This is a genomic window from Streptomyces sp. NBC_01618 (assembly GCF_045209435.1).
Classification (GTDB): Bacteria; Actinomycetota; Actinomycetes; order Streptomycetales; family Streptomycetaceae; genus Streptomyces.
This window is the reverse complement of sequence record NZ_CP109297.1, coordinates 8,089,975-8,111,485: the sequence shown is the minus strand read 5'-3', so window position 1 is coordinate 8,111,485 and position 21,511 is coordinate 8,089,975. Positions and strand designations below refer to the sequence as shown.

The 21,511-nt window shown below is 70.0% G+C and carries 19 protein-coding genes and 2 pseudogenes; 11 read left to right on the top strand and 10 right to left on the bottom strand.

The window, feature by feature from the left end; all coding sequences use genetic code 11:
- Positions 1-31: 31 nt before the first annotated feature.
- The 6 genes from OH735_RS37865 to OH735_RS37840 are packed head-to-tail and all read left to right on the top strand — an operon-like array spanning position 32 to position 6,367.
- Entirely contained in the window at positions 32-958 is a 927-nt protein-coding gene (locus OH735_RS37865) for a hydroxymethylglutaryl-CoA lyase (RefSeq protein ID WP_406386309.1), read from the top strand.
- Positions 959-987: 29 nt separating this feature from the next.
- The gene (locus OH735_RS37860; protein WP_406386307.1) at positions 988-1,758 is read left to right on the top strand and encodes an enoyl-CoA hydratase/isomerase family protein; all 771 of its coding nucleotides are present in this window, start codon (positions 988-990) and stop codon (positions 1,756-1,758) included.
- Positions 1,755-2,960 carry a CaiB/BaiF CoA transferase family protein gene (locus OH735_RS37855; protein ID WP_406386305.1) on the top strand — a complete coding sequence of 402 codons (1,206 nt, stop codon included), beginning with the start codon at positions 1,755-1,757 and terminating at the stop codon, positions 2,958-2,960. Before OH735_RS37860 ends, OH735_RS37855 begins: the two co-directional genes overlap by 4 nt.
- A 43-nt stretch (positions 2,961-3,003) precedes the next feature.
- Positions 3,004-3,774 (top strand): enoyl-CoA hydratase/isomerase family protein, encoded by a 771-nt coding sequence (locus OH735_RS37850; RefSeq protein ID WP_406386304.1) that lies wholly within the window; start codon positions 3,004-3,006, stop codon positions 3,772-3,774.
- Complete coding sequence (locus OH735_RS37845) at positions 3,771-5,390, top strand: AMP-binding protein (protein WP_406386302.1); 1,620 nt, start codon at positions 3,771-3,773, stop codon at positions 5,388-5,390. Before OH735_RS37850 ends, OH735_RS37845 begins: the two co-directional genes overlap by 4 nt.
- Positions 5,387-6,367 (top strand): NAD(P)H-dependent flavin oxidoreductase, encoded by a 981-nt coding sequence (locus tag OH735_RS37840; protein WP_406386300.1) that lies wholly within the window; start codon positions 5,387-5,389, stop codon positions 6,365-6,367. The genes OH735_RS37845 and OH735_RS37840 overlap by 4 nt, the downstream gene beginning before the upstream one ends.
- A 300-nt stretch (positions 6,368-6,667) precedes the next feature.
- Here OH735_RS37840 and OH735_RS37835 read toward each other — a convergent pair.
- Positions 6,668-7,168: pseudogene (locus OH735_RS37835) on the bottom strand (recombinase family protein); the annotation flags it as partial.
- A 69-nt stretch (positions 7,169-7,237) separates the two neighbouring features.
- Between OH735_RS37835 and OH735_RS37830 the strand changes: the two are divergent.
- The 4 genes and pseudogenes from OH735_RS37830 to OH735_RS37815 all read left to right on the top strand — a co-directional run.
- A complete protein-coding gene (locus OH735_RS37830; RefSeq protein ID WP_406386298.1) occupies positions 7,238-7,903 on the top strand; it encodes a hypothetical protein in 666 nt (221 codons plus the stop codon).
- Positions 7,903-8,247: a hypothetical protein gene (locus tag OH735_RS37825; protein WP_406386297.1), complete on the top strand. Its 345-nt coding sequence runs from the start codon at positions 7,903-7,905 to the stop codon at positions 8,245-8,247. The genes OH735_RS37830 and OH735_RS37825 overlap by 1 nt, the downstream gene beginning before the upstream one ends.
- Before the next feature lie 290 nt (positions 8,248-8,537).
- Positions 8,538-8,834 (top strand): GNAT family N-acetyltransferase, encoded by a 297-nt coding sequence (locus OH735_RS37820; RefSeq protein WP_406386921.1) that lies wholly within the window; start codon positions 8,538-8,540, stop codon positions 8,832-8,834.
- A 44-nt stretch (positions 8,835-8,878) separates the two neighbouring features.
- Positions 8,879-9,097: pseudogene (locus tag OH735_RS37815) on the top strand (site-specific integrase); the annotation flags it as partial.
- Positions 9,098-9,099: 2 nt separating this feature from the next.
- On the opposite strand, the gene OH735_RS37810 reads toward OH735_RS37815, so the two are convergent.
- From OH735_RS37810 to OH735_RS37800, 3 genes are all read right to left on the bottom strand, one after another.
- Positions 9,100-10,764, bottom strand: coding sequence for a pyruvate, phosphate dikinase (locus tag OH735_RS37810; protein WP_406386296.1), 1,665 nt, complete (start codon positions 10,762-10,764; stop codon positions 9,100-9,102).
- Between the two features lie 77 nt (positions 10,765-10,841).
- A complete protein-coding gene (locus OH735_RS37805; protein WP_406386294.1) occupies positions 10,842-11,474 on the bottom strand; it encodes a transcriptional regulator in 633 nt (210 codons plus the stop codon).
- Positions 11,471-12,676, bottom strand: a complete 1,206-nt coding sequence (locus OH735_RS37800) for a helix-turn-helix domain-containing protein (protein ID WP_406386293.1) — start codon at positions 12,674-12,676, stop codon at positions 11,471-11,473. The genes OH735_RS37805 and OH735_RS37800 overlap by 4 nt, the downstream gene beginning before the upstream one ends.
- A gap of 262 nt (positions 12,677-12,938) precedes the next feature.
- Between OH735_RS37800 and OH735_RS37795 the strand changes: the two genes are divergently transcribed.
- On the top strand, positions 12,939-14,675 hold the full coding sequence (locus tag OH735_RS37795) for an IS1182 family transposase (protein ID WP_406386291.1): 1,737 nt from the start codon (positions 12,939-12,941) through the stop codon (positions 14,673-14,675).
- A 122-nt stretch (positions 14,676-14,797) separates the two neighbouring features.
- Here OH735_RS37795 and OH735_RS37790 read toward each other — a convergent pair whose 3' ends face one another.
- The 6 genes from OH735_RS37790 to OH735_RS37765 are packed head-to-tail and all read right to left on the bottom strand — an operon-like array spanning position 14,798 to position 21,491.
- Complete coding sequence (locus OH735_RS37790) at positions 14,798-16,246, bottom strand: amidase (protein WP_406386290.1); 1,449 nt, start codon at positions 16,244-16,246, stop codon at positions 14,798-14,800.
- A gap of 48 nt (positions 16,247-16,294) precedes the next feature.
- Positions 16,295-17,071: an ABC transporter ATP-binding protein gene (locus OH735_RS37785; protein WP_406386289.1), complete on the bottom strand. Its 777-nt coding sequence runs from the start codon at positions 17,069-17,071 to the stop codon at positions 16,295-16,297.
- Complete coding sequence (locus OH735_RS37780) at positions 17,064-18,041, bottom strand: ABC transporter ATP-binding protein (protein WP_406386288.1); 978 nt, start codon at positions 18,039-18,041, stop codon at positions 17,064-17,066. The genes OH735_RS37785 and OH735_RS37780 overlap by 8 nt, the downstream gene beginning before the upstream one ends.
- Positions 18,038-18,898 carry an ABC transporter permease gene (locus tag OH735_RS37775; protein WP_406386287.1) on the bottom strand — a complete coding sequence of 287 codons (861 nt, stop codon included), beginning with the start codon at positions 18,896-18,898 and terminating at the stop codon, positions 18,038-18,040. The genes OH735_RS37780 and OH735_RS37775 overlap by 4 nt, the downstream gene beginning before the upstream one ends.
- The gene (locus OH735_RS37770; RefSeq protein WP_406386286.1) at positions 18,895-19,812 is read right to left on the bottom strand and encodes an ABC transporter permease; all 918 of its coding nucleotides are present in this window, start codon (positions 19,810-19,812) and stop codon (positions 18,895-18,897) included. The genes OH735_RS37775 and OH735_RS37770 overlap by 4 nt, the downstream gene beginning before the upstream one ends.
- Before the next feature lie 26 nt (positions 19,813-19,838).
- Positions 19,839-21,491: an ABC transporter substrate-binding protein gene (locus OH735_RS37765; RefSeq protein ID WP_406386285.1), complete on the bottom strand. Its 1,653-nt coding sequence runs from the start codon at positions 21,489-21,491 to the stop codon at positions 19,839-19,841.
- Between the last annotated feature and the right edge of the window lie 20 nt (positions 21,492-21,511).

The following is a 21,511-nucleotide window of genomic DNA, read 5'->3' as shown; positions in this document are numbered from 1 at the left end:
AGTTGTCGGGTCATCCTGAGGAGGTGGCTCGATGACCGACACGGTCACCATCTGTGAGTGCTTCGCCCGGGACGGGCTGCAACACGAACCCACGTTCGTGCCGACCGAAACAAAAATCGCCCTGCTGGAAACATTTGCCGACGCGGGCTTCCGCCGTATCGAGGCGACCAGTTACAGCCATCCGAAGTGGGTGCCCGCCTTCGCCGACGCCAGTGAGGTCCTGGCAGGTGTCACCCACCGACCCGGCGTGGCGTTCAAGGCGACGTGCCCCAACCCACGGGGGGTCGAACGGGCCATGAGCGACCTCGACCGCGGCATAGGCGCCGAGGAACTGAGCCTGCTGGTATCAGCCAGTGAGAGCCACACGCAGAAGAACCTGCGCACCACACGGGCGCAGCAGTGGGAGCGTGTCGAGGAGATGGTCGCCCTGGCGGACGGCCACTTCCGGCTGGTGGGCGTGGTGTCCGTCGCGTTCGGCTGCCCCTTCGAGGGGCGCATCGATCCCGGACGCGTCGCCGAGGACGTCGCCCGCTTCGCCGACCTCGGCGCGGACGCCGTCACCCTGGGGGACACCACGGGCGTCGCCACCCCCGCCGCCGTCGCCACCCTCTTCAACCGCCTGGACCGGGCCCACCCCGGCCTTGCGGTGATCTCCCACTTCCACAACACCCGCGGAACTGCCGTTGCCAACGCGGTCGCCGCCCTGGAGGCCGGCTGCCGCCACTTCGACAGCGCCCTCGGAGGCGTCGGCGGCCATCCGTCGAAGATCGGCTACGGAGCCGGCCTCACCGGAAACGTCTGCACCGAGGACCTGGTGTGCCTGTTCGACGCGATGGGCGTGGACACCGGCATCGACCTGGACGCGCTCGCCGCCGCATCCCGGGCCTGCGAGGAGGCGCTGGGCCGCCCCCTGCACAGCATGGTGGCCCGCGCCGGATTCCGGCGCTCCGCCGCCTGACCCCACCGCCCGACCGAGGAGAACCTTCCGTGACCGTCACGACCAGCGGGCAGCCGACCGACGCGGACGCAACCGCCACCGACGTACTGCTCGTCGAGGACCGAGGACCCGTCCGCGTCCTCACCCTCAACCGCCCCGACAAGCTCAACGCCCTCGACACCGCGCTCACCCACGCCCTGAGCACCGCGCTCACCGCGGCCGAGGACGACACCCGGGTACGCGCCGTCGTCCTCACCGGCGCAGGGCGCGCCTTCTGCGCGGGCGCCGACCTCTCGGAGTTCTCGGCCCTCACCCCCGACCAGCCGGAGGCCGTCCTCGAACGGGCGGCACTGACCGCCCACGTACAGACGCAGATGCAGCGGATGGGTACGCCGGTCATCTCCGCCGTGCGAGGTGCCGCCGTGGGCGGCGGCGCCGGACTAGCCATCGGCGCCGACATGACGGTCGTGGGCACGGACCTGAAGTTCGGCTATCCCGAACTGCGGCACTCCATCGTTCCGGCCCTGGTGATGACCGGACTCCAGCGGCATCTGGGCCGCAAGCTCGCCTTCGAGCTCGTCAGTACGGGACGGCTGCTGACCGCCGCCGAGGCCCTGGAGCACGGCCTGGCCAATCGCGTCGTGGATCCGGACGACGTGGTCGAGTCCGCACTCGGGACGGCGCAGCAGTGGGCCGCTGTCGAGCCCCGCGCCCTCCGCGCGGCGAAGGACCTGTTCTACCGTGTCGCGGACCTGCCCACCGAGGCGGCGATGCGGGCAGGCCAGGACGTCAACGCGCTGATGCGGGGGTTTCGCCGGTGAACGAGAGCACCACGCCCGGCCCACTCGACGGCATCACCGTCCTCGACTTCTCCCGGGTCCTCGCGGCCCCGATGGCCACCCAGATCCTCGCCGAACAGGGAGCCACGGTCATCAAGGTCGAACGCCCGGGCGGCGGCGACGAGACCCGCAGCTTCGAACCCCGCCTGCCGCACGGCGAGAGCGCCTACTTCTTCGCCTTCAACCGCGGCAAGCACTCGGTCACCCTGGACCTCAAGGACCCCCGCGGCCGTGACGCCGCCCGCCGGCTTGCTGCCCGGGCCGACATCATCGTGGAGAACTTCCTCCCCGGTGCCATGGCGCGACTGGGACTGGGATACGACGATCTCAGCGCCGCCAATCCGGGGCTCGTGTACATCTCCGCCACCGGTTTCGGACAGAGCGGCCCCGACCGCCTGCGCAAGGGCTACGACACCGTCTTCCAGGCACTGTCCGGTGTCATGGCAATGACCGGTGAGCCCGACGGCCCGCCCAGCAAGACGGGGATCCCGGTGGCGGACATGACATCCGGTCTCTGGATCGCCATCGCCGCCCTCACCGGCCTGGCTGGCCGCGGCGTCACCGGACGCGGCCGCCACTTCGACGTCTCCATGATGGACGTACAGCTCAGTCTGCACGCCCTCAACGCGGCCCGGCTGTTCGCCCTCGACGAGGACCCGGTGCGTACCGGCACCCAGCACCCCGGGCGTGTCCCGTCCGCGGCCTTCCGCACCGCTGACGGCGGATGGCTGCACATCAGCGGAAGCGATCAGCACTGGTCGCCGCTGTGCTCCGTGCTCGGCCTGGCCGAACTCGGAGCCGACCCGGACCTGCTGCACAACACGGGACGTGTCGCCCAACGCGACCGCGTCATGAACGCCCTGCGCACGGCCATCGCCGGACGGGACCGCGAACCGCTCCTGAAGGAACTGTGCGCCGCCGACGTCCCGGCCGGGGAGATCCGCGGCGTCCGCGAGGCCCTGACGGCTCCTCAGGCGCAGGCGCGGGGCGTGGTCACCGACTTCGAGCACCCCACCGAAGGCACCTTCCAGGCTCTGCGCACGCCTCTACGAGAGACCGGCGGCGAGCCCGTGCCCGCCGGCACCCCACCACTGCTGGGCGCCGACACCGAAACCGTCCTCGCGCAGTTCGCCGGACTGGACGACCGCGAGATCGAGCGCCTGCGGGCCGCGGGAGTGATCTGAGATGACCACGGCCGACAAATCGTCCCGATCCGACGCACCGCGTGTGAGTCGCGTGGTCGCGGACGGCATCGCCCGCGTCGAACTGGCCCGGCCCGGCGCCCGTAACGCCGTCGACCTGCCGATGTGCCGGGAGCTGCGGTCCGTCTTCGAGGAACTCGACGCGGACGATGACGTACGCGTGGTACTCCTGTCCGCCCAGGGGCCCGCCTTCTGTGCCGGGGCCGACCTCAAGGAACGGTCCGGCCGGGACGCCGCCTGGGTCCGCCGCAGGCGGCTCGCCTCCTTCGCCGCCTACGAGGCCATCGAACAGTGCCGCCACCCGGTCATCGCCCTCCTGCACGGTGCGGTCGTGGGATCCGGTGGTGAGATCACCCTGGCCGCGGACTTCGCCGTCGCCGCGGAGAGCACCACGTTCCGCTTCCCCGAACCGCACTGGGGCACGGTCGGCGCCACCCAGCGCCTGCAACGGGCCATCGGCAAGCGCCGCGCCAAGGAGCTCCTCTTCACCGGACGCGCCATGGCCGCCGCCGAGGCCCTTGACCTGGGCGTCGTCTCCCGCGTCGTACCCGATGACCTGCTGGCACAGACCGGTGCGGATGTCGCGGCCACCATTGCGAAGGCGCCGCCGCTGGCCATCGCGCTGACCAAGCGAGCCGTCGACCTCGGCGGCGAGACCGATCTCGACCGCGGCATCAGAATCGAGATGGCGGCCATCGAACAGTGCCTGTCCGACGGCGGCTGGCGCGACGGCGTCGACCGGTTCGCCCGCGGCGGCCTTGACAACTCCGTGACCAGCGAGGTGGAGCAGCGATGAACCTCAGGCAGACATGTCCCCTGACCGCCCACGAGGCACTGGAGCGCGCCGCGCATCTCGCCCCCGACGTGGAGGCCGTGGTCACCGCCGAGGAACGCCTTACCTACGGTGCGCTCGCCGCCGAGGTCACCCGGATCCGGGCCGCTCTCGCCGCCGTCGGCATCGGCCGGGGCGACCGTGTCGGGCTATGTCTCGGCAACGGCCCCCGCTGGGTCGCCCTGTTCGTCGCCCTGGGATCGGTCGGCGCGGTGACCGTTCCCGTCAACACCCGTTACACCGCCGACGAGGTGGAGCACACCCTCACCCACGCCAAGGTCTCCGCCCTGTTCGTCGCCGACCGGGTGCTGCGCGTCGACTTCCTCGCCATCCTGAGCGCTCTCGGCCTCGGCGCGGACGGCACCGCCACCAGCGTCCGCCTGCCCGACCTGAAACGGGTCGTCGTGTGCGGGGAAGAGGTGCCCGGCTGGGCGACGCCATGGCCGCGGTTCCTGTCCGAAGCAACCGGCCAGGTCCCCGCGACCGGTACCCCGGACGACATCCTGCTCGTCCAATACACCTCCGGCACGACCTCCCGCCCCAAGGGCGTACTGCTCACCCAGCGCAGTATGTGCGCCGACGCGTTCTTCTCCGGCGCCCGCCTCGGCCTGCGCCCCGGGGACCGCTTCCACAGCGCCCGGCCCTTCTTCCACGTCGCCGGGAGCACCCTGTCCGTGCTGGCGTCCATCCAGCACGCCACCACCCTGGTCACGATGCCGAAGTTCGAGCCAGCCGAGGCGCTGCGGCTGCTGGAGAGCGAACGGTGCAGCCACTTCTCCGGCAACGACACCATCGCCCTGATGCTGCTCAACCACCCCGACCGCGCCCACCGCACGCTCCATCTGCGCGGCGCGTGGGTCGCGGCCTCCGCCACCGTCATCCGCAGGGTGATCGATGAGCTGGGCGCGGCCGAGTGCGTCGCCGGATACGGGCTGTCGGAAGCCTCTCCGAACGTCTCCCAGTCCTGCTGGTGGGAGGACGACGAGGTGAGGGCATCCGGCGCGATGCAGGTGCAACCCGGCGTCGAGGTCCGCATCCGCGCCGCGGACGGCACCCGGGACTGCGCCCCGGACGAGTCCGGCTCGATCCTGGTACGCGGATGGAACGTCATGCAGGGCTACCTGGACGCCCCCGAGGCGACCGCGGGGGCCATCGACTCCGACGGCTGGCTGGCCACCGGCGACGTCGGAGCGCTCGACGCCACCGGACGCCTGCACTTCATGGGGCGGACCAAGGACATCATCCGGGTCGGAGGCGAGAACGTCGCACCGGCCGACGTGGAGGACACCCTCCACCGCCATCCGCGTATCCGGCAGGCCGTCGTGGTCGGTGTTCCCGACGAACGGCTGGTCGAGGTGCCGTTCGCGTTCGTCGTCCTCACCGAGCCGGGCACCACCGAGGACGAGCTGATCGCCTGGGCGCGTACCCGCATGGCGGGCTTCAAGGTTCCACGGCATCTGCGCATCGTGGACGGCTTCGAGGACATCGGCATGACCGCCAGCTCCAAGGTCCAGAAGAACCGGCTCGCCGCACACGCCCGCACCCTTCTCGCCCAGCAGGACCACGAGGTATCGGCATGACCAGTATCCCCACCCCGGTCACCGGCCTGCTCGGCGTCCGTCTCCCGGTGATCCAGGCGGGCATGTCCTGGGCCTCGTCCAGCTCGGCTCTGCCCCTCGCGGTCACCCGGGCCGGCGGGCTGGGCGTCGTCGCCGCAGGACCCATGCGTCTGGACGACCTCGCTCGCGTGCTCGACGAGATGGCCGCGGGAACCGACGACCCCTGGGGGGTCAATATGCCGCTCTACCGGGCGGGAGCCGACGACGTCATCGATCTGCTCCTCGAGCGGCGCCCACCAGTGCTGATCGCGTCCCAGGGCGGACCGCGCCGCTACCTGGAACGGTTCCACGACGTCGGTACCGTCTGCCTGCACGTCGTGGCCGGCGTCGAGCATGCCCGCAAGGCCGCCGACGCGGGAGTCGACGGTCTGGTCGTCGTCGGCGGGGAGGCCGGCGGGCACCCGCCGCCCGCGATGGTGGCCACGCAGGTCCTCGTGCGGGCTGTGGTCTCGGCCGTCGAGGGCCTTCCGGTGGTCGCCTCCGGTGGTGTGGCGGACGGTGCCGGGCTGGCCGCGATGCTGGCCCTGGGAGCGGGCGCCGCCCAGTTCGGCACACGGTTCCTCGCCACCGAGGAAGCGACCGTGCACCCCGAGTACAAGGAGGCGGTCCTCGCTGCCGGGGTGGAGGACACCCGCACGGTCGGACACGGGCTCGGCCTCATCCGCGCTGTCGAGAACGACTTCACCGTCCGCATGCAGCGTCTTGAGGAGTCCGCCGCCGAACTCGGCGTACGACGCAAGGAGTTCCAGTCCGCCAGTCTCAAGGACGCCGCCCTGCACGGCCGCGTGCGTGAGGGCAAGGTCGAGGCAGGGCAGTCCGCGGGTCTGATCGACGCGGTCCTCCCCGCCACCGCCGTCGTCGAGCGCATCGTCGCCGAGTACCGGACCGCGCTCACCCGCCTGCCTCTGCCTGTGGCCACCGAGGTGCGGCCGTGGTAGCCGAGGGAGCCGGGCACGGGCCCGCACCGACGTCAAGGGCCTGATCACCCGGGGTCTGTCGCGGGGGGTCGAACGGCCGGTGGGGCCGCACTTCAGGGCTGTCGGCTCGTGCGGGTTGCGGCACGTTCCTCTGGTCCAACACCAACCCGCACGGCACCTTCCGCCTGGACACGGGGAAGCGTCTCGACGGTGGACTTCGAGCAGCTCCACCCCTTGGGACCGCAGGGTCGGCGCCTCGTTGGAGCCCCGCGCCGGCAGCATCAGCCAGAACGGTGTCACTCCCCCGGGCCAACCGCCCGCGGCCAGTTTCAACTCCCGTCCACTCAGGGTGCGCTCCAGGGTTAGGGTGTGCTCCAGCTCGGCCATGTAGGCCATCAGACTCAGCTGGATGCCGAACAGGGTGCGCTCGCTGTCGATGCGGCCGTCCGCGGTCGCCACGCGGACTCGCCGCCCTCGGCCGGTCTCGATGTCCGTGGTGTCATAGACCCAGCGATGGATCTCCCGCATTGTGCGGCCGATGCGGTCCAACTCTCCGAACACCACCATGTCGTAGAGGCGTTGCACCAGGTCCGCGTCCAGCACCGTCAAGTCCGGCCGACGCGCCGACATCCCCGATACCGCGCCATCGGTATAGACCGCATAGGTGTACCGTCCCTTCCCTAAGCCTTGATCCACCGATCTGATGGCTGTGGATGACTCTTCGGGAAACAAGGAAGTGCCTTGTGACCTGCGATGATGGGAGTTCTTGAGGCTTCCAGCACGCACGATCGGCAAGGCACTTCCGAGATGTAAGTTTCCCATACTCCAGCGGCGGTCTCCGCCGCGTTCGATGACCCGAATCTGATCGCGCATGCCGGTCTGGTTCCGGTGATGCGACTGGCCGAACGGTGCGGGCTGTCGGGCCTGGTGACGCAGAAGGAAAAGCTGAGCAAGGCGACGAACGGCACGGGGGCGTCGGCGGACGCCAAGGTCAGCAGCATCGTGGCCGGCATGGCGGCGGGCGCGGACAGTATCGACGACCTCCACGTGCTGCGGCACGGCGCGATGCCAGCCGTGTTCACGGGTATCCGTGCGCCGTCCACGCTGGGCACCTTCCTCCGTTCGTTCACCCACGGTCACGCACTCCAACTCCACGCTGTCTACCGCAGGTTCCTGGCCGCGCTGGCCGCGCACACCCCACTGCTGCCCGGCGCCGGCGAGAAGACGTTCATCGATGTCGACTCCACCCACAAGCGGGTCTACGGCCGGGCCAAGCAAGGCGCCGAGTACGGCCGGTTCACGGGTGCCGTCGATCGCGGTCAGCCGCCAGTCCCGGTAGAAAGCACCCTGAGTGTCCCGTGTGGCGACCGGACGGCATACTCGCGCGAACAGCGTCTGCTGGTCCTGAACCAACCGGCCCCTTTTTGGCAACGCCGCCAGCGTGCGTGCCAGGCGACGCGACGCCGCGGCTGCGGTCGGGCCCGCGACTCATGGAGTGAGCCGCGGGCGGATCTGTACGGTGATCGGTGTAACTCCCGAGCAGGAAGCGGAAGTTGATGACCGAGTTGAGTGTGGCCGAGTCGGGTGCCGGGGAGGTGGCCGGGGTGCCGGCCGTGGGTGCGGATGACCGGCTGATCGAGCAGTTGATCGCGGGTGCTCAGGCGGGTGGGTTGCGGCTGACGGGCGAGGGCGGTCTGCTGCAGCAGCTGACACAACGCCTCAACCAGCTCGGGATCCGTCCCAACCAGGCCCGCAGCACCGCGCTCTTCCAGCTCGCCACCGAGATCCCCGCCCGCACCCTGGGCATCGACACCGATGTCGCCGTCGCCTGGCAACGTCTGTCCGCCGGTGACTGGGCCAACTACGCCGCCGAAGTCAGCCAACGCACGACGAGCTCCTGAGTCCGGGGAGGGTGTCAGACCCCTCTGGCATCCTCCGCCCCATGCCGAATGACACCACCCTCCGCCTTGTCCAGATAATCAACCCGCACGACGTCGCTCCTGAACTCCGGCAAGAGCTGATCGGCTGCTGGATCGCGGTCACCAACACCGGCGGCGCCGCGGGATTCCCGTTCCCCCCGGTCAGCCAAAACGACGTCGCGCCCGTCGCGGACAGACTCCTCAGCCGTCTCGACCCGCAGCAGAGCCGACTCCTCATCGCCAAAGCCGACGGCGTCCTTGCCGGATAGGTCATCCTCAACCGCGATCCCTACCGACTCGTCGAGCACTGGGGCACCGTCCACCACCTCCAGACCCACCCCGCCTTCCGCGGTCGCGGCATCGGATCCGCTCTCGTCCACGAGCTCCGGAAGATCGCCCGCGACGAGCTTGGCCTCGAACAACTGCATCTGGCAGCCCGGGGCGGCGAGGGCCTGGAGGACTTCTACGGGCGGCTCGGATGGCGTGAGATTGGTCGCTGGCCCGACGCCCTCCGGCTCGCACCCCACGACACCCGCGACGAGGTCCTCATGATCCTCGCGCCGCTCTGACCACAGGGGCATTCAGACAGTTCCAATACCCGACGTCACCATTAGTGTCGGCCAAAATGAAGCGCGAGGCCATGGACGTGCTGAGGTTGCAGAGCGTGGACCGGCACGGTCGTGCCGCACCGATGGCCTCGGAAGCCGCCTACGAACTGAGCTCTGTCGCGGTTCCCTTCGGCAATTGCATCGAGCCGTCCAACGTCAAGGCCGGTGGCCGGGCCTGCCCGATCCGCTTCCAGTGCTCGGGCTGTTCGTCCTACCGGCCGGACCGTCACCGCTGTGGGCGAAGGTAGCTCTCCGGTCCGTCGCCGGTCCGCCGGAGGGCGGCCTGTGCCGAGGTGAGGCGTTCGGATTCGTTGCGGCCCGTGGTCCTGTCGCCCGCGACGTCGTCGGCCCAGCCCAGCAGCCGGTGCAGCTGTGGGTCGGTCGAGGACGCGGCGATGCGGGGCTCGCCGACGACGACCTCTCCGCCCGTTCCGTCAACGGCGATGAGGGTGCCTTCGGGCAGGGTGCGTCCGCCTGCCCGGACGCAGCCGTTGGCGGCGTCGACGGTGAGGTTCGCGGCACCCACGACGGCGGGTTTCCCCATCGACCGCGCCACCACGGCCGCATGACTCGTCGGGCCGCCGCGAGCGGTGACCACCCCGGCGGCGGCGGCCAGGCCGTGCATGTCGAGCGGGGAGGTTTCGGGGCGCAGCAGGACGACCGGCCCTCCCGCGGCGAGCCGGGCCGCGCTGTCGGCGGTGGTCGCCACTTGGCCGACAGCGACTCCCGGGGAGGCGCCCAGCCCTCGGGTGAACAGGTCGCGGGGTTCGATCGCCGTGATCCGAGGCGTACGTACGTGGGTGAGGTGCTGCGGTGAAACGCGGAGCAGCGCCTCGTCGCGCCCGATCGTTCCCGCGTCGGCTAGGTCGACCGCGACCCGGACTGCGGCGCGCCCGACGAACCGCCCGGGTCGCACCTGCAGGATCCACAGTTCGCCCGCCTCGAAGGTGAACTCGACGTAGCACGCGTCGCGGTAGTTCTCCTCGAGCCGGGTCAGGGCGGACAGCAGGCGGGTCCACACCTCGGGTTCCCGGTCGGCCAGTTCGCTCAGGGGCTCGGTCAGCGACGAGCCCGAGACGACGTCTTCGCCTTGGCGGCCGAACAGGGCCTCACCGAAGGGGACATGCTCGCCGGTGTTGGGATCACGGCTGAACGCGACGCCCGTCCCGCTGCGTTGGTCACGATTGCCGAACACCATCGCCTGTACGGTCACGGCGGTGCCGAGGTCGTGCGGGATGCCGTGCAGTTCGCGGTAGGTCTTCGCGCGCGGTGTGTTCCATGACGAGAACACGGCCTCGACGGCGAGCTCCAACTGGCGGGTGGCGTCCTCGGGCACGGTGTCGCCGCTGCGTTCTGCGATGAGCTGCTCGACGTCCTGGATCGCCTCGGCGAGGCGGCTCGTGTCGGTGTCCTGTCCGGCGAGCGCACGGTCGATGCCCGCCAGGCTCTCCGGGCCCACGCCGGCGACCTCGGAGGCGAAGCTGGTCAGAAACCTCAGCCGCGAGTCGAGTGCGAACCGCAGGTCGCCCGTCTCGTCGGCCAGGGTGGTGGTCGCCTCGGTGGTGAGCCCGAGGTTGAGAACGGTGCTCATCATGCCGGGCATCGACACGCTGCCGCCGGAGCGGACGGACACCGCAAGCGGCCGCCGTGGACCGCCGAGCCTGCGGTGCGTGGCGGCTTCGAGGCCGGCGACGGCGGCCGCCAGTTGGGCGTCGAGGCCGCTGGGCAGCCGTCCGGTACGGAGGAAGGCGCGGCACGCCTCCGTGCTGATGACGAAGCCCGGCGGCACGGGCAGTCCCAGACGGCGGAGCACGACGAGACCGTGTGCCTTGCCACCGAGGACTTCCGCCGTCTCCTCGACATCGGCCGAAAGCGGGTGAATCCAGGTCATCGCGTGGTCATCTCTGCGTCGCCTTTGCTGGTTCGGCTGCGGGTCCTGCGCCATGCGCCGGGTGGCGGGCGGCGGGTTCAGTGACGCGGGATGCCGAGGGTGGCCAGCAGGTCCTCGTGCAGCTGGAACCACACGGTGTGATACGAGGACGTGCTGTCCGTCACGTACTCCAGAGCGCCGGCCCTCGCCCGGGCGAGCGCGTCGGCGAGCCGGACGGGGTAGCGCTGGAAGCGGAGCAGCGCCGCGGACAGCTCGGCGCAGAGGGGCTCGGCACGCTGGTGGAACTCCGTGAACCGGTCGAGTACCCGGGCGTCGTAGGAGGGGTCGCTGTGGTCGTTCATCGTCATGGAGCCGTCTACGGTGCGGGTCTGCCATGCCGTGCAGAGATCGAGCAGCTCGGGGTTGAGCACCAGGAACCGGTCGAACGCCGCGGTCACTCGGGCCCAGGCTCCGGCTTCCTTCAACTCGTCGGCGATCCGCTCGGCGTCCGCGGCTCGGCCCTCCTCCGTAAGGCCCCATCCGCCGAAGTCGCCCGCGGCATGGGTGACGAGTCCGGCCACGGCGAGGTCGATCAGTTCCGATTCGACGTCGGACTCGGGGAGTCCCGACGCCCTGGCCACCCCGGAGAGGCCGGAGAAGCCGATGCAGCGGAGGGTGTGAAGCACCAGCAGGTCGGTGCTGGTCGCGTGGGCCGAAACAGGCTGGGTCATGGCGCGGCCCCATCGGGTGCGGTGTGGGAGACATCTGCGGTCGTGAGATCGAAGGTGGCCGCTCCATGGGCGGCACCGGGTCCTTGGGCTCGGGTGACGATCGTGCCGTGCTGCACGCGTACCGCGTACTCGGTGGCGTCGTCGGCATCCGGTACGCCGACGGCTGACGCCAGCAGACCGCGCTCGTCCAGGACGAGGCGGAGGCGTGGCCAGGCGCCGGGTTCGAACACGCGCCGCAGGCACCGGGCGAAGTCACCGGCCCTCAGCTGTACGAAGCGGCCGGTCTCGGCCGGGTCCGCCGTCGTGACGACCACGGTGATCCGGTCGCCGGTCCGTGCGGCGCGGACAGCCTCCTCGGCGGCTTTCAGGCGGTTGGTGCCGAGGAGCGTGATCACCCCGTCCTCGGCGAAGCCGACGGGGCGGTGCGTGATGAGATCCTGCAGCTCCTGCGGCGGGGACCAGCGGTCCCGGCAGGCTCGGGCCGGCGGGACGTAGGGCAGGTGCGGAGGGTTCCAGGTGTCGGCGAGGGCGAGCCCGCCCAGATGCGCGCAGGCCTGAACGATGTCGAAGGGGTCGCCGAAGCCGAGCGCCGGATCCGCCGAGGCACCCGGGCCCTCCAGCAGCCTCAGGACCAGCTGGGCCCGCCGGACTTGGCGCACGGACGGGGCGTCGGCGGGCGCGTACGACTCGAGCGCGAGTGCCAGCAGCAGAGCCTCGAGGTGGGTCACCTGTCCGAACGCGTCGCGGATCGGTTCGTCGTCGAGAACCCCGGCCGGCGAGCGGAGATGCACCCGGCCGAAGGAGGGGGTGCCGTCGGCCAGCGGCATTCGTTCGAGCCAGGTCCGGGCGAACGCGCCCAACGCGTCGGTGATGGATCCCGCAGACGGTGTCGGAGGCTGCGGGACCGCGCTGGTGGTGTCAGACTCCGCGATGGCGTTCTGCTCCGTCGTGCAGCTCCGCTCCGCGGTGCCGCTGTGCTCAGCCGTGGCGGCACGCTCGACCATGTCGACCAGCACCGCCAGATAGAGAGCGCGTTTGCTCGGGAAGTTCGAGTACACCGCGCCACGCGTCAGCTCGGCCCGCTCGGCGATCTCGTCCACCTTTGCCGCCGCGTAGCCGCGCTCGGTGAACTCCGCCTCCGCCGCGGCAAGTACGGCCGCGCGCGTGCGCTCCTGCTGCTGAGCCCGGGTCAGACGCACCATCCGCGACACCTCCCCGTCCGTTCGCCGCCGTTCACAGCAAAAGATACACGGAACATTCTGATGATTAGACCATTCGAGTCCGGTCACACGGTGCCCTCCAGCGTCGCGGACAGTCGGCCTTCCGCCTCACGGAGGACGATGTCGGCGAGCGCTTTGGGCCCGCTGTCGACTCTGCTGCGCAATTCGCTGCGGGGGTGGGGCGGGTCCGCGATGATCGTTCCTGAGGTCGCTTCTCTGTCTTGCGGCCGTGAAGGCGGTACGGATGTCGATGCGCCCGGTGGGGCTGCCGGAGATCCCGGCGCAGACCGTGATGGTGGCTCGGGCGGCGTTCCCGAAGGGGAGTCTGGCGATACGGGTGCGGAACCGCCTGGCGGAGGTCTTCACTGATGAGCCGTTCTCCGCCGCGTTCGGGGTGCGTGGGGCACCGGGCCTGTCACCTGGGGTGTTGTCGCTGGTGACGGTGTTGCAGTTCGCCGAGGATCTGACGGATCGGCAGGCCGCGGCAATGGCGGTGCGGGCGATCGACTGGAAGTACGCGCTCGGTGCGGAGCTGACGGACACCGGATTCGACGCCAGTGTGCTGTCCAGGTTCCGGACCCGGCTCGCGGACAATGGTATGGAGCGGGTGGTCTTCGACCGGCTCTTGGAGCACTGCAAGGAGGCCGGTCTGGTGGCGGCCGGAGGCAAGCAGCGTACCGATTCCACCCATGTGATCAGTGCGGTGCGGGACTTGAACCGCCTGGAGCTGGCCGGGGAGAGCGTGCGAGCGGCCCTGGAGGCCCTGGCGGTCGCGGCCCCGGTCTGGCTGGCCGGGCAGATCGACGTCACTGAGTTCGCCGAGCGGTACGGCCCGCGGGTCGACGGCTGGCGCATGCCGCCCTCGCAGACCAGACGTGACCGTCTCGCCCAGGTCTTCGGGCAGGATGCCCTCGCCTTGTGCCGGGCGGCCTGGGCCGAGGACGCCCCGGGCTGGATCCGGGAGATCGAGGCCGTGCACCTGCTGCGGCAGGTCCTCGTGCAGACCTACATCATCCGCAGCGACACGCGGGGACGGCAGGTGATCAGGAAGCGGGACGCCGACGACGGTGTCCCGCCCGGTCAACTCCGCCTGGCCTCCCCCTACGACCGTGACGCACGGTGGGCGGCCAAGGACGATGACCTGTTCTGGATGGGCTACAAGATCCACCTCACGGAGACCTGCACCAAACTCCCCGACGCCGACGCCGACGCCGACGCCGTAGCAGGGGCAGGGGCAGGGGCAGGGGCAGGGGTGATGCCGAATCTGATCACCGACGTGCACACCACCGACGCGACCGTGCCCGATGTGAAGGCGACCGCGCCGATCCAGAAGAACCTCGCCGAGCGCGAGGTGAAGCCCGCCGAGCACTACCTCGACTCCGGATACCCGTCGGCCGACCTGATCACCAAGGCCCTGAAGCAGGGCATCCGCATGGTGACCCCCGTTCTCCTGGACCGCTCCGCGCAGGCCAAGGCCGCCGAGGGCTTCGACAAGAACGCCTTCACCATCAACTGGAAGACCCGCCAGGTCCGCTGCCCCGCCGGGAAGACCAGTTCCCACTGGAACCCGGTGAAACAGCACGGCACCGACGCCATCGTCATCACCTTCAGTGTCCTGACCTGCCGAGACTGCCCCTTCCAGAAGCAGTGCACCACCTCGAAGACCGGGCGCCGCATGCTCACCCTGCGACCCGAGGAACTCCACGAGAACCTCGCCCGGGCCCGCGCCGAGCAGAAGACCGACACCTGGAAGAACAAGTACGCCCTGCGCGCCGGCGTCGAGGGCACCATCAACCAGGCCCTCGACATCACCGGCATCCGCCGGGCCCGCTACCGCGGCCTACCGAAAGTCCGCCTCCAACACGCCTTCTCCGCCACCGCACTCAACGTAATCAGGCTCGACGCGCACTGGACCACAGACCCCCTCGATCGTCCCCGCCACAGCAGGCTCGAACGACTCAGCTACCGACTCTCCGCCTGAACGAATTGCGCAGCAGAGTCGCTGGACGCGCGGGCGGTGGACCGGATCTGTGAAGCCCGCGTCTTGTCGTGGGATCGCCCTCGTGGACCAACATGCTCCCGTCAGAGACGACGGTATCGGCCTCAGGCAGAGGGCTCGGCGATCCACGCCGGCCGGTGCGCATCCCACGGGTAAGCCGCTTCCAGCTGGGACGCCAGACGGATGAGCACGTCATCGCGCCCGTAGGCGGACACGAACTGGACGCCGATCGGCAGGCCTTCGGCGTTGCGGTGCATCGGCAGCGAGATCGCGGGCTGCCCGGAGACGTTGAACGCGGGGGTGTACGGGAAGAACGAATAGTGCCGGTGCAGCGACGCCTCAGGGTCGTTCAGGTCGATGTCCAGCTCGCCAATCCGCGCGGCTGGACCCGCGATCGTCGGGGTGAGCAGGATCTCCGGGTTGCCCTCGTGCCACCAGGACGCCACGTCGCGGCCCCAGCGCTGAAGGACGTCGATGGCCTCGATGAAGTCCGCGGTGGTCACGTGCTGCCCGATGCCGGCGTAGTGCTGGTTCGCGGAGTCGAACTCGGTGATGTCGACGGTGCGTCCGGCGAGCATCTCGATGAACTTGAGGTCGGCGGCGACGTAGCTGGCGATCAGGTCGGTGAACACCGGCAGCATGTCGATCCACCGGCCATACGCGTCCGGCTCCGCCTCGACAACCTCGTGGCCGAGCGCTTCGAGCATACGCACGGTGTCCTCGACGGCGGTCACACAGTCGGCGTGGGTGTCGAAGCCGGGCAGCGACGTCATGACGCCGATCCTGAGCCTGCCGGTGGGCGCGCCGACCTCCTGGACGAACGGCCTTGCCGGGGGCGGGCAGACGTACGGGTCGCCGGGGAACGGTCCCGAGATGGCGTCGAGGATCGCGGCGGTGTCGCGGACCGACCGAGTAAGCGATCCCTGGTGCGCGAATCCCTGCCAGATCTCCCCTGCGTCGGGCCCGTTGGACACGCGTGCGCGGGTGGACTTGAGGCCCACACATCCGGTGGCGGCCGCGGGGATGCGGATGGACCCGGCACCGTCGTTGCCGTGGGCCGCCGGGATGATCCGTGCGGCGACGACCGCGCCCGCGCCGCCGGACGAGCCGCCGGTGATCCGGTCGAGGTCCCAGGGGTTGCGGGTGATGCCGGTGGCGCTCGACTCGGTGACGGCGCTGGTGGCGAACTCCGGTGTGGTGGTGCGGCCGAGCGAGATGAACCCGGCCTCGCGGAACCGTATGCCGAGGTAGCTGTCGTTCTCGGCCACGTAGCCGGCCTCGCGCAGCACGCGGCAGCCGAACTGGTGCGGTTCGCCGCGCATGGCCGCGCCCGCGTCCTTCGCCAGGAACGGTACGCCCGCAAACGGCCCGGACACCGGCCGCTCCGCCGCGGCGAGGGCCGCGTCGAACTGCGTCCAGGACAACGCGTTGATCTTCGGGTTGCGCTCCTCGATACGGCTGATCGCGGCCTCGACCAGTTCGCGGGGCGTGACCTGGCCGGTGGCGACCAGTTCCGCGAGGCCGGTGGCGTCGTACTCGTCGTAGTCCTTCAACTGACTCTCCTTTTGCTTCGGTGATGTGCTGTGCGGCGGCCGGGTCGTTCAGGACGCCGCGGATGCCCGCGTGGGAACCCAGCCCGGTCGCGGGATGGCGGCGAGGAGCCGCCTCGTGTACGGGTCCGCGGGCTCGTCCAGCACGGCGTCGACGGGGCCCTTCTCCACGACGCGGCCGTGCTGCATGACGAGGATGTCGTCGCAGATGTGCGGGACGACCGCGAGATCGTGGGTGATGAACAACAGCGTCACGCCGGTCTCCCGGCGGATGCCGGCGAGCAGGGTGAGAATCTGCGCCTGGATGGAGACGTCGAGCGCCGCCACCGCCTCGTCCATGACAAGGATCTTGGGTGACGCGGCCAACGCGCGGGCGATGGCGACGCGTTGGCGCTGCCCGCCGGACAGCGCCTTGGGCAGGGACCGGCCCTGGCGTTCGTCCAGGCCCACCATGTCCATCAGTTCGTTGACGCGCGCGGCGAACTCCGCGCCGCGCAGCGGGGAATGCAGATGCAGGGCCTCGGCGATGCAGTCGCTCACCTTCTGGCGGCGGTCCAGCGAGGAGTACGGGTCCTGGAAGACCATCTGGATCTGCCTGGCCCGTTTCAGCCGACTGCGCGAGCGGGGCGCGCCGTCGAACGCGAGGGATCCGGCGGTCGGTCGTTCGAGGCCCACGATCATGCGGGCGGTGGTCGTCTTGCCCGACCCTGATTCCCCCACGATGGCCAGCGACCCGCCGGGCCGGACGGCGAAGGACACGTCGTCGACGGCCGCGAACTCACCGAAGGTCTTGCGAAGGCCCGTGACTTGCAGCGCGTACTCAGACATTCGAGTCCTCCGTTACCGGGAACAGACAAGCGGCGCTGCCCTCGCCAGCGAGTTCCCGGGACGGCTGTCGGCTGTGGCAGATCTCCTGGGCCTGCGGGCAGCGTGGCGCGAACGCGCAGCCCGCGTCGACTTCGAAGGCCGACAGCGGACGCCCCGGGATCGCCCGCAGGGTGGCGCCGCGTTCGCCGATTCCGGGTCGGGAGGCCAACAACGCGCGGGTATACGGGTGGGCGGAGCGGCCGTGCAGCGCGTCGGCGGGCAGTTCTTCGACGAGCAAGCCCGCGTACATCACGGCGACCCGGTCACAGACAGCGGCGGCCAGTTCCAGGTCGTGGGTGATGAATAGCATCGCCAATCCGCGTTCGGCGCGCGCCTCGTCGATGATGGCCATCACCTCCGCCTGGGTGGTCACGTCCAGCGCGGTTGTCGGCTCGTCGGCGAGCAGGAGCTTGGGTTCGGCGGCGAGCGCGGCTGCGATCATCACGCGCTGGAGCAGTCCGCCGGACAGCTCGTGCGGATGCTGGCGCATACGGCGTTCGGCGTCGGCGATGCCGACCTCCCGGAGCAGCCCGACGACCTTGGCCTCGGCGGGCTTGCGCGGCACGCCGCGGGCGTTGACGAGCCCCTCGGTGAGGAAGTCGCCGATGGACCGGACCGGGTTGATGTGCGCCCGGGGGTCCTGGAAGATCATCGCGATCTCGGTGGACCGGAAGGTGCGCAGCGCGGGCGTGTCCGGCTCGGGCACCGGAACCCCGTCGAAGAGCACGGCTCCCCGGGTGCGCGCGCCGCGCGGCGTCAGCCGGAGCACGCTGCGCGCGGTCATCGACTTGCCCGAGCCGGATTCGCCGACCAGGCCCACGGCTTGGCCGCGTTCGACCGACAGGTCGACGGTGTGGATGACGGTCCGGTAGTCCCCGTCGACGCACAGGTCGAGGCCGAACCCTTCGAGCGACAGCAGCGGGGCGCTCATGAGCCCTCCTCAAGCAGCTTGCGCGACAGCCACGACCCGAGCAGGTTGAAGGCGATCACGACAACCACGATGGTGATCCCTGCGTACATGACCTGGCCCGCCTCGCCGGACAGGATGCCTGTGTAGCCGTTGGAGACCATGAGCCCCCACTCGGCGTCGGGCGGCTGCGCGCCGAGTCCAATGAAGGAGATCGCGGCGATGTCGAGCAGCGCGTAGCCGAAGCCGACGGTGGCCTGCACGACGATGATCGGCAGCAGGTTGGGGGCCAGGTGCCGAAGCCAGATCGACCAGGTCGGCGTGCCCATGAGTTGCAGCGCGGAGATGTACGGGAGGTTGCGCTCCTTCAGTGCCGAGGTCCGCACCACGCGGGCGATCAGCGGTACGTACGCGATCGACATGGCGAGCACCGGCACGACCAGCCCCGGCCCGAAGATCGCCGCGGCAACCACGGCCATGATCAGGCCGGGGAAGCCGAAGATGATGTCGAGGGCACCGGAGATGACCCGGTCGACCCATCCGCCCGCCCACGCGGCGGTGATGGCCACGAGGGTGCCGACCGCGGTGGCCAGGACGACCACGGCCGCCGGGGCGATGAGGCTCGGCCGCGCGCCGTGGATGAGCCGGGACAGGATGTCGCGGCCGGTGTCGTCGGTGCCGAGCCAGTGCGCGCCGGAGGGCGGGGCGTAGACTGCGGCGGGGTCGACGGCGTTGGGGTCGTAAGGTGCGAGCAGCGGCGCAAACAGCGCGACCAGAACGGCGAGTGCGACCACGCACCCGGCGGCGACCGTGACCGGGTCACCGACGGCGCTCCGGCGCTTGCCGCCCCGCAGAGTCGCGGCGATCCGATAGGTGCTCACGAGGTCCTCCCCTTGAGGATGCGGGGGTCGAGTAGCGCGGTGACCAGGTCGACCAGCGTGTTGAGGACGACGAACGCGGCCACCGTGATCAGCGAGATGGCCTGCACGGTGGCGAGGTCCTGCTTGGCGGCGGCGTCGACCAGCAGCGCGCCGACGCCGTTGATGCCGAACGCTTTCTCGACCACCGACGTGGTGGCGATAAGACCGGCGACAGCGACGCCGGACACCGCGAAGATCGGCCCGGACGCGTTGCGCAGCACGTGGCGGCGGATGATGCCCGGGCGCGGGATGCCGCGGCTGTCGGCGGTCTCCACGTGTTCCGAGCGCAGTTCGCCGCGCACCGAGGTGCGGGTGATCTGGGCGACGTACCCGACCCAGGAGAACGCCAGGGCTACGGCGGGGAGCGTGAGGTGGCGGAAGAAGCCGGACACCCCGCTCCCCGTGCCGGACGGCGCGAACCAGCCGAGCTGCACACCGAAGAAGTAGGCGAGCAGCGCGCCGATCACGAACGTCGGAACCGCCATGGCGCCGGCCGAGGCCGCGGTCGCGAACGTCTCGAACCTGCCGCCCTTCAGCGCGGCCGCCGTGCCGAGGCAGATGCCGATCAGCAGGATGATTGCCGCGGCGTATCCCACGAGCATCAGCGTGTTGGCGATCCGCGCGTCGAGCAGGTGGTTCACGCTGTCGCGGTACGCCATCGAGCGCCCGAAGTCCCCGTGCAGCGCGCCGGTCAGCCACTGCCAGTAGCGCACCGGGAAGGGGTCGTCCAGGTGGTACTCGTGGTGGATGGACGCGATGAGCTCGGGGCTTGGCTTCTTGCCGCCGCCGACCAACAGCGTCGCCGGGTCGCCGGGCGCCAGCGCCATCGACCCGTAGACGGCCACGCTGGCGACCGCCAGCGTGATCACCAGCATGGCTGCTCGGATGAGCAGGAAGTGCCTCATTTCCCGGTGCCGCCGATCATGGCCGCCCACGGGAGGTTGATGTGCGCGAAGGAGGCGGGGGCACCGCTGATCCGCTTGTTCATGAACATGCGCTCGTACGGCGCGGCCACCGACAACCCCGGCCACGTCGACGTGTACAGCGCCTGGGCCTGATTGAAGATCTCCGCCGACTTGGCCGGGTCCAGCGTGGACTGCGCCTGCTTGAGCAGGTCGGTGACCTTGGGGTTGTTGTAGCCCGACCAGTTGAACAGACCGTCCGGGGCGGTGAATGCGGGCGCGTACGAGACCGGGTCGGGTACCTCGATGTAGCCGAACGCGATCACCATGTCGAGCCCGTCGCGTTTGGTCGGGTCGTAGAACACGTTCGAGAAGTCGACCATCTGCATCTGCTTGATCTGCAGATCGAGGCCGATCTTCTTGGCGCCTGCCTGGAGGAAGGTAAGGATCTGCATGCTCATCTGCTCACCGGCCGGGGTGGCGACCGTCAGTGTGCGCCGGGCGGGGTTGACCTGCTCGACGAGCTTCTTGGCCTCCTCGAGGTCGACCGGCGGGATCTCCGGGAGCGCGTCATATCCGTGTTTGAAGGTCGCGCGCGCTTCGGACCCCTGCCAGACGGGCGGCGGGATGAAGGTCTTCTCGGTGGCCGCCGCGCCGCCGAACACGTTCTTGATGATCGCGTTGCGGTCGAGGGCGAGGCTGAGCGCGTCGGTCAGGCGCTTGTCGGCAAGCGGGGACTTGTCGGAGGCGACGAGGAGGGTGACGGACTGCGTGGCGATGCCGTAGTAGTGGCTGCCGATGCCGTTGCCGTCGAGCGCGCGGATGGTCTGCAGCGGCACTTCGTACGAGCCGTCGATCTGGCCGGACAGCAGCGCGCTGGAGAGCGTGTTCCCGTCGGTGATGAACTTGAACTCGACCTCGGCTGCCTTGGGGCGCAGCGCGGGATCCCAGTAGGCGGTGTTGCGGGCGATGGTGATGGACGCACCCGACTTCCACGAGGCCAGTTTGAACGGGCCGGTGCACATCAGTCCGCCGCCGACCTGGCCGTAGTCCTTCCTGGCCTTCTTGGCGTACGCCTCCTGGCTGACCGCGCCTACCGAGGTGGACAGCAGCTTGAGAAACAGTTCGTCCGACTTGGTGAATTTGATGGTCACCTGTGCCGGGCCGGTCTCGGTGATCGAGGCGACGTTCGCGAAGTACGCGGTGTTGACCGAGCCGGAGTTCGGGTCCTGCTGGCGGGTCAGGCTGTAGACCACGTCTCGCGGGGTCAGCTTCTGGCCGTCCCAGAACGTGACGTCCGAGCGCAGGTTGAGGACGAGGGTGGTCGGGTCGGGGGTGGACCACGATTCGGCGAGGCCGGGGCCGTACGAGTAGTCCGGCTTGAGGCGTAGCAGCGGGTCGCAGAGGTTGGCCTCGACGGTGCTGGGCGAGTAGTCCCCGACCTTGGCCGGGTCGAGGGTGGTCGGCTCGCCGGACGGCAGGTTCCAGGTGACGTGGTCGAGTTCCCCGGTCGCTTCGGGCGTGGTCACGATCGGCTTGGTGAATCCGGTCACCTTGCCGGAGCCGGTCGTGCCGCCCGCGCAGGCGGCGGTGGTGGCCATGAGTCCGCCGACTGCCAGGCACGCGAGGCGGCGTCTGTTCGATATCGACATCGGTATCCCCTTGGGGCAGG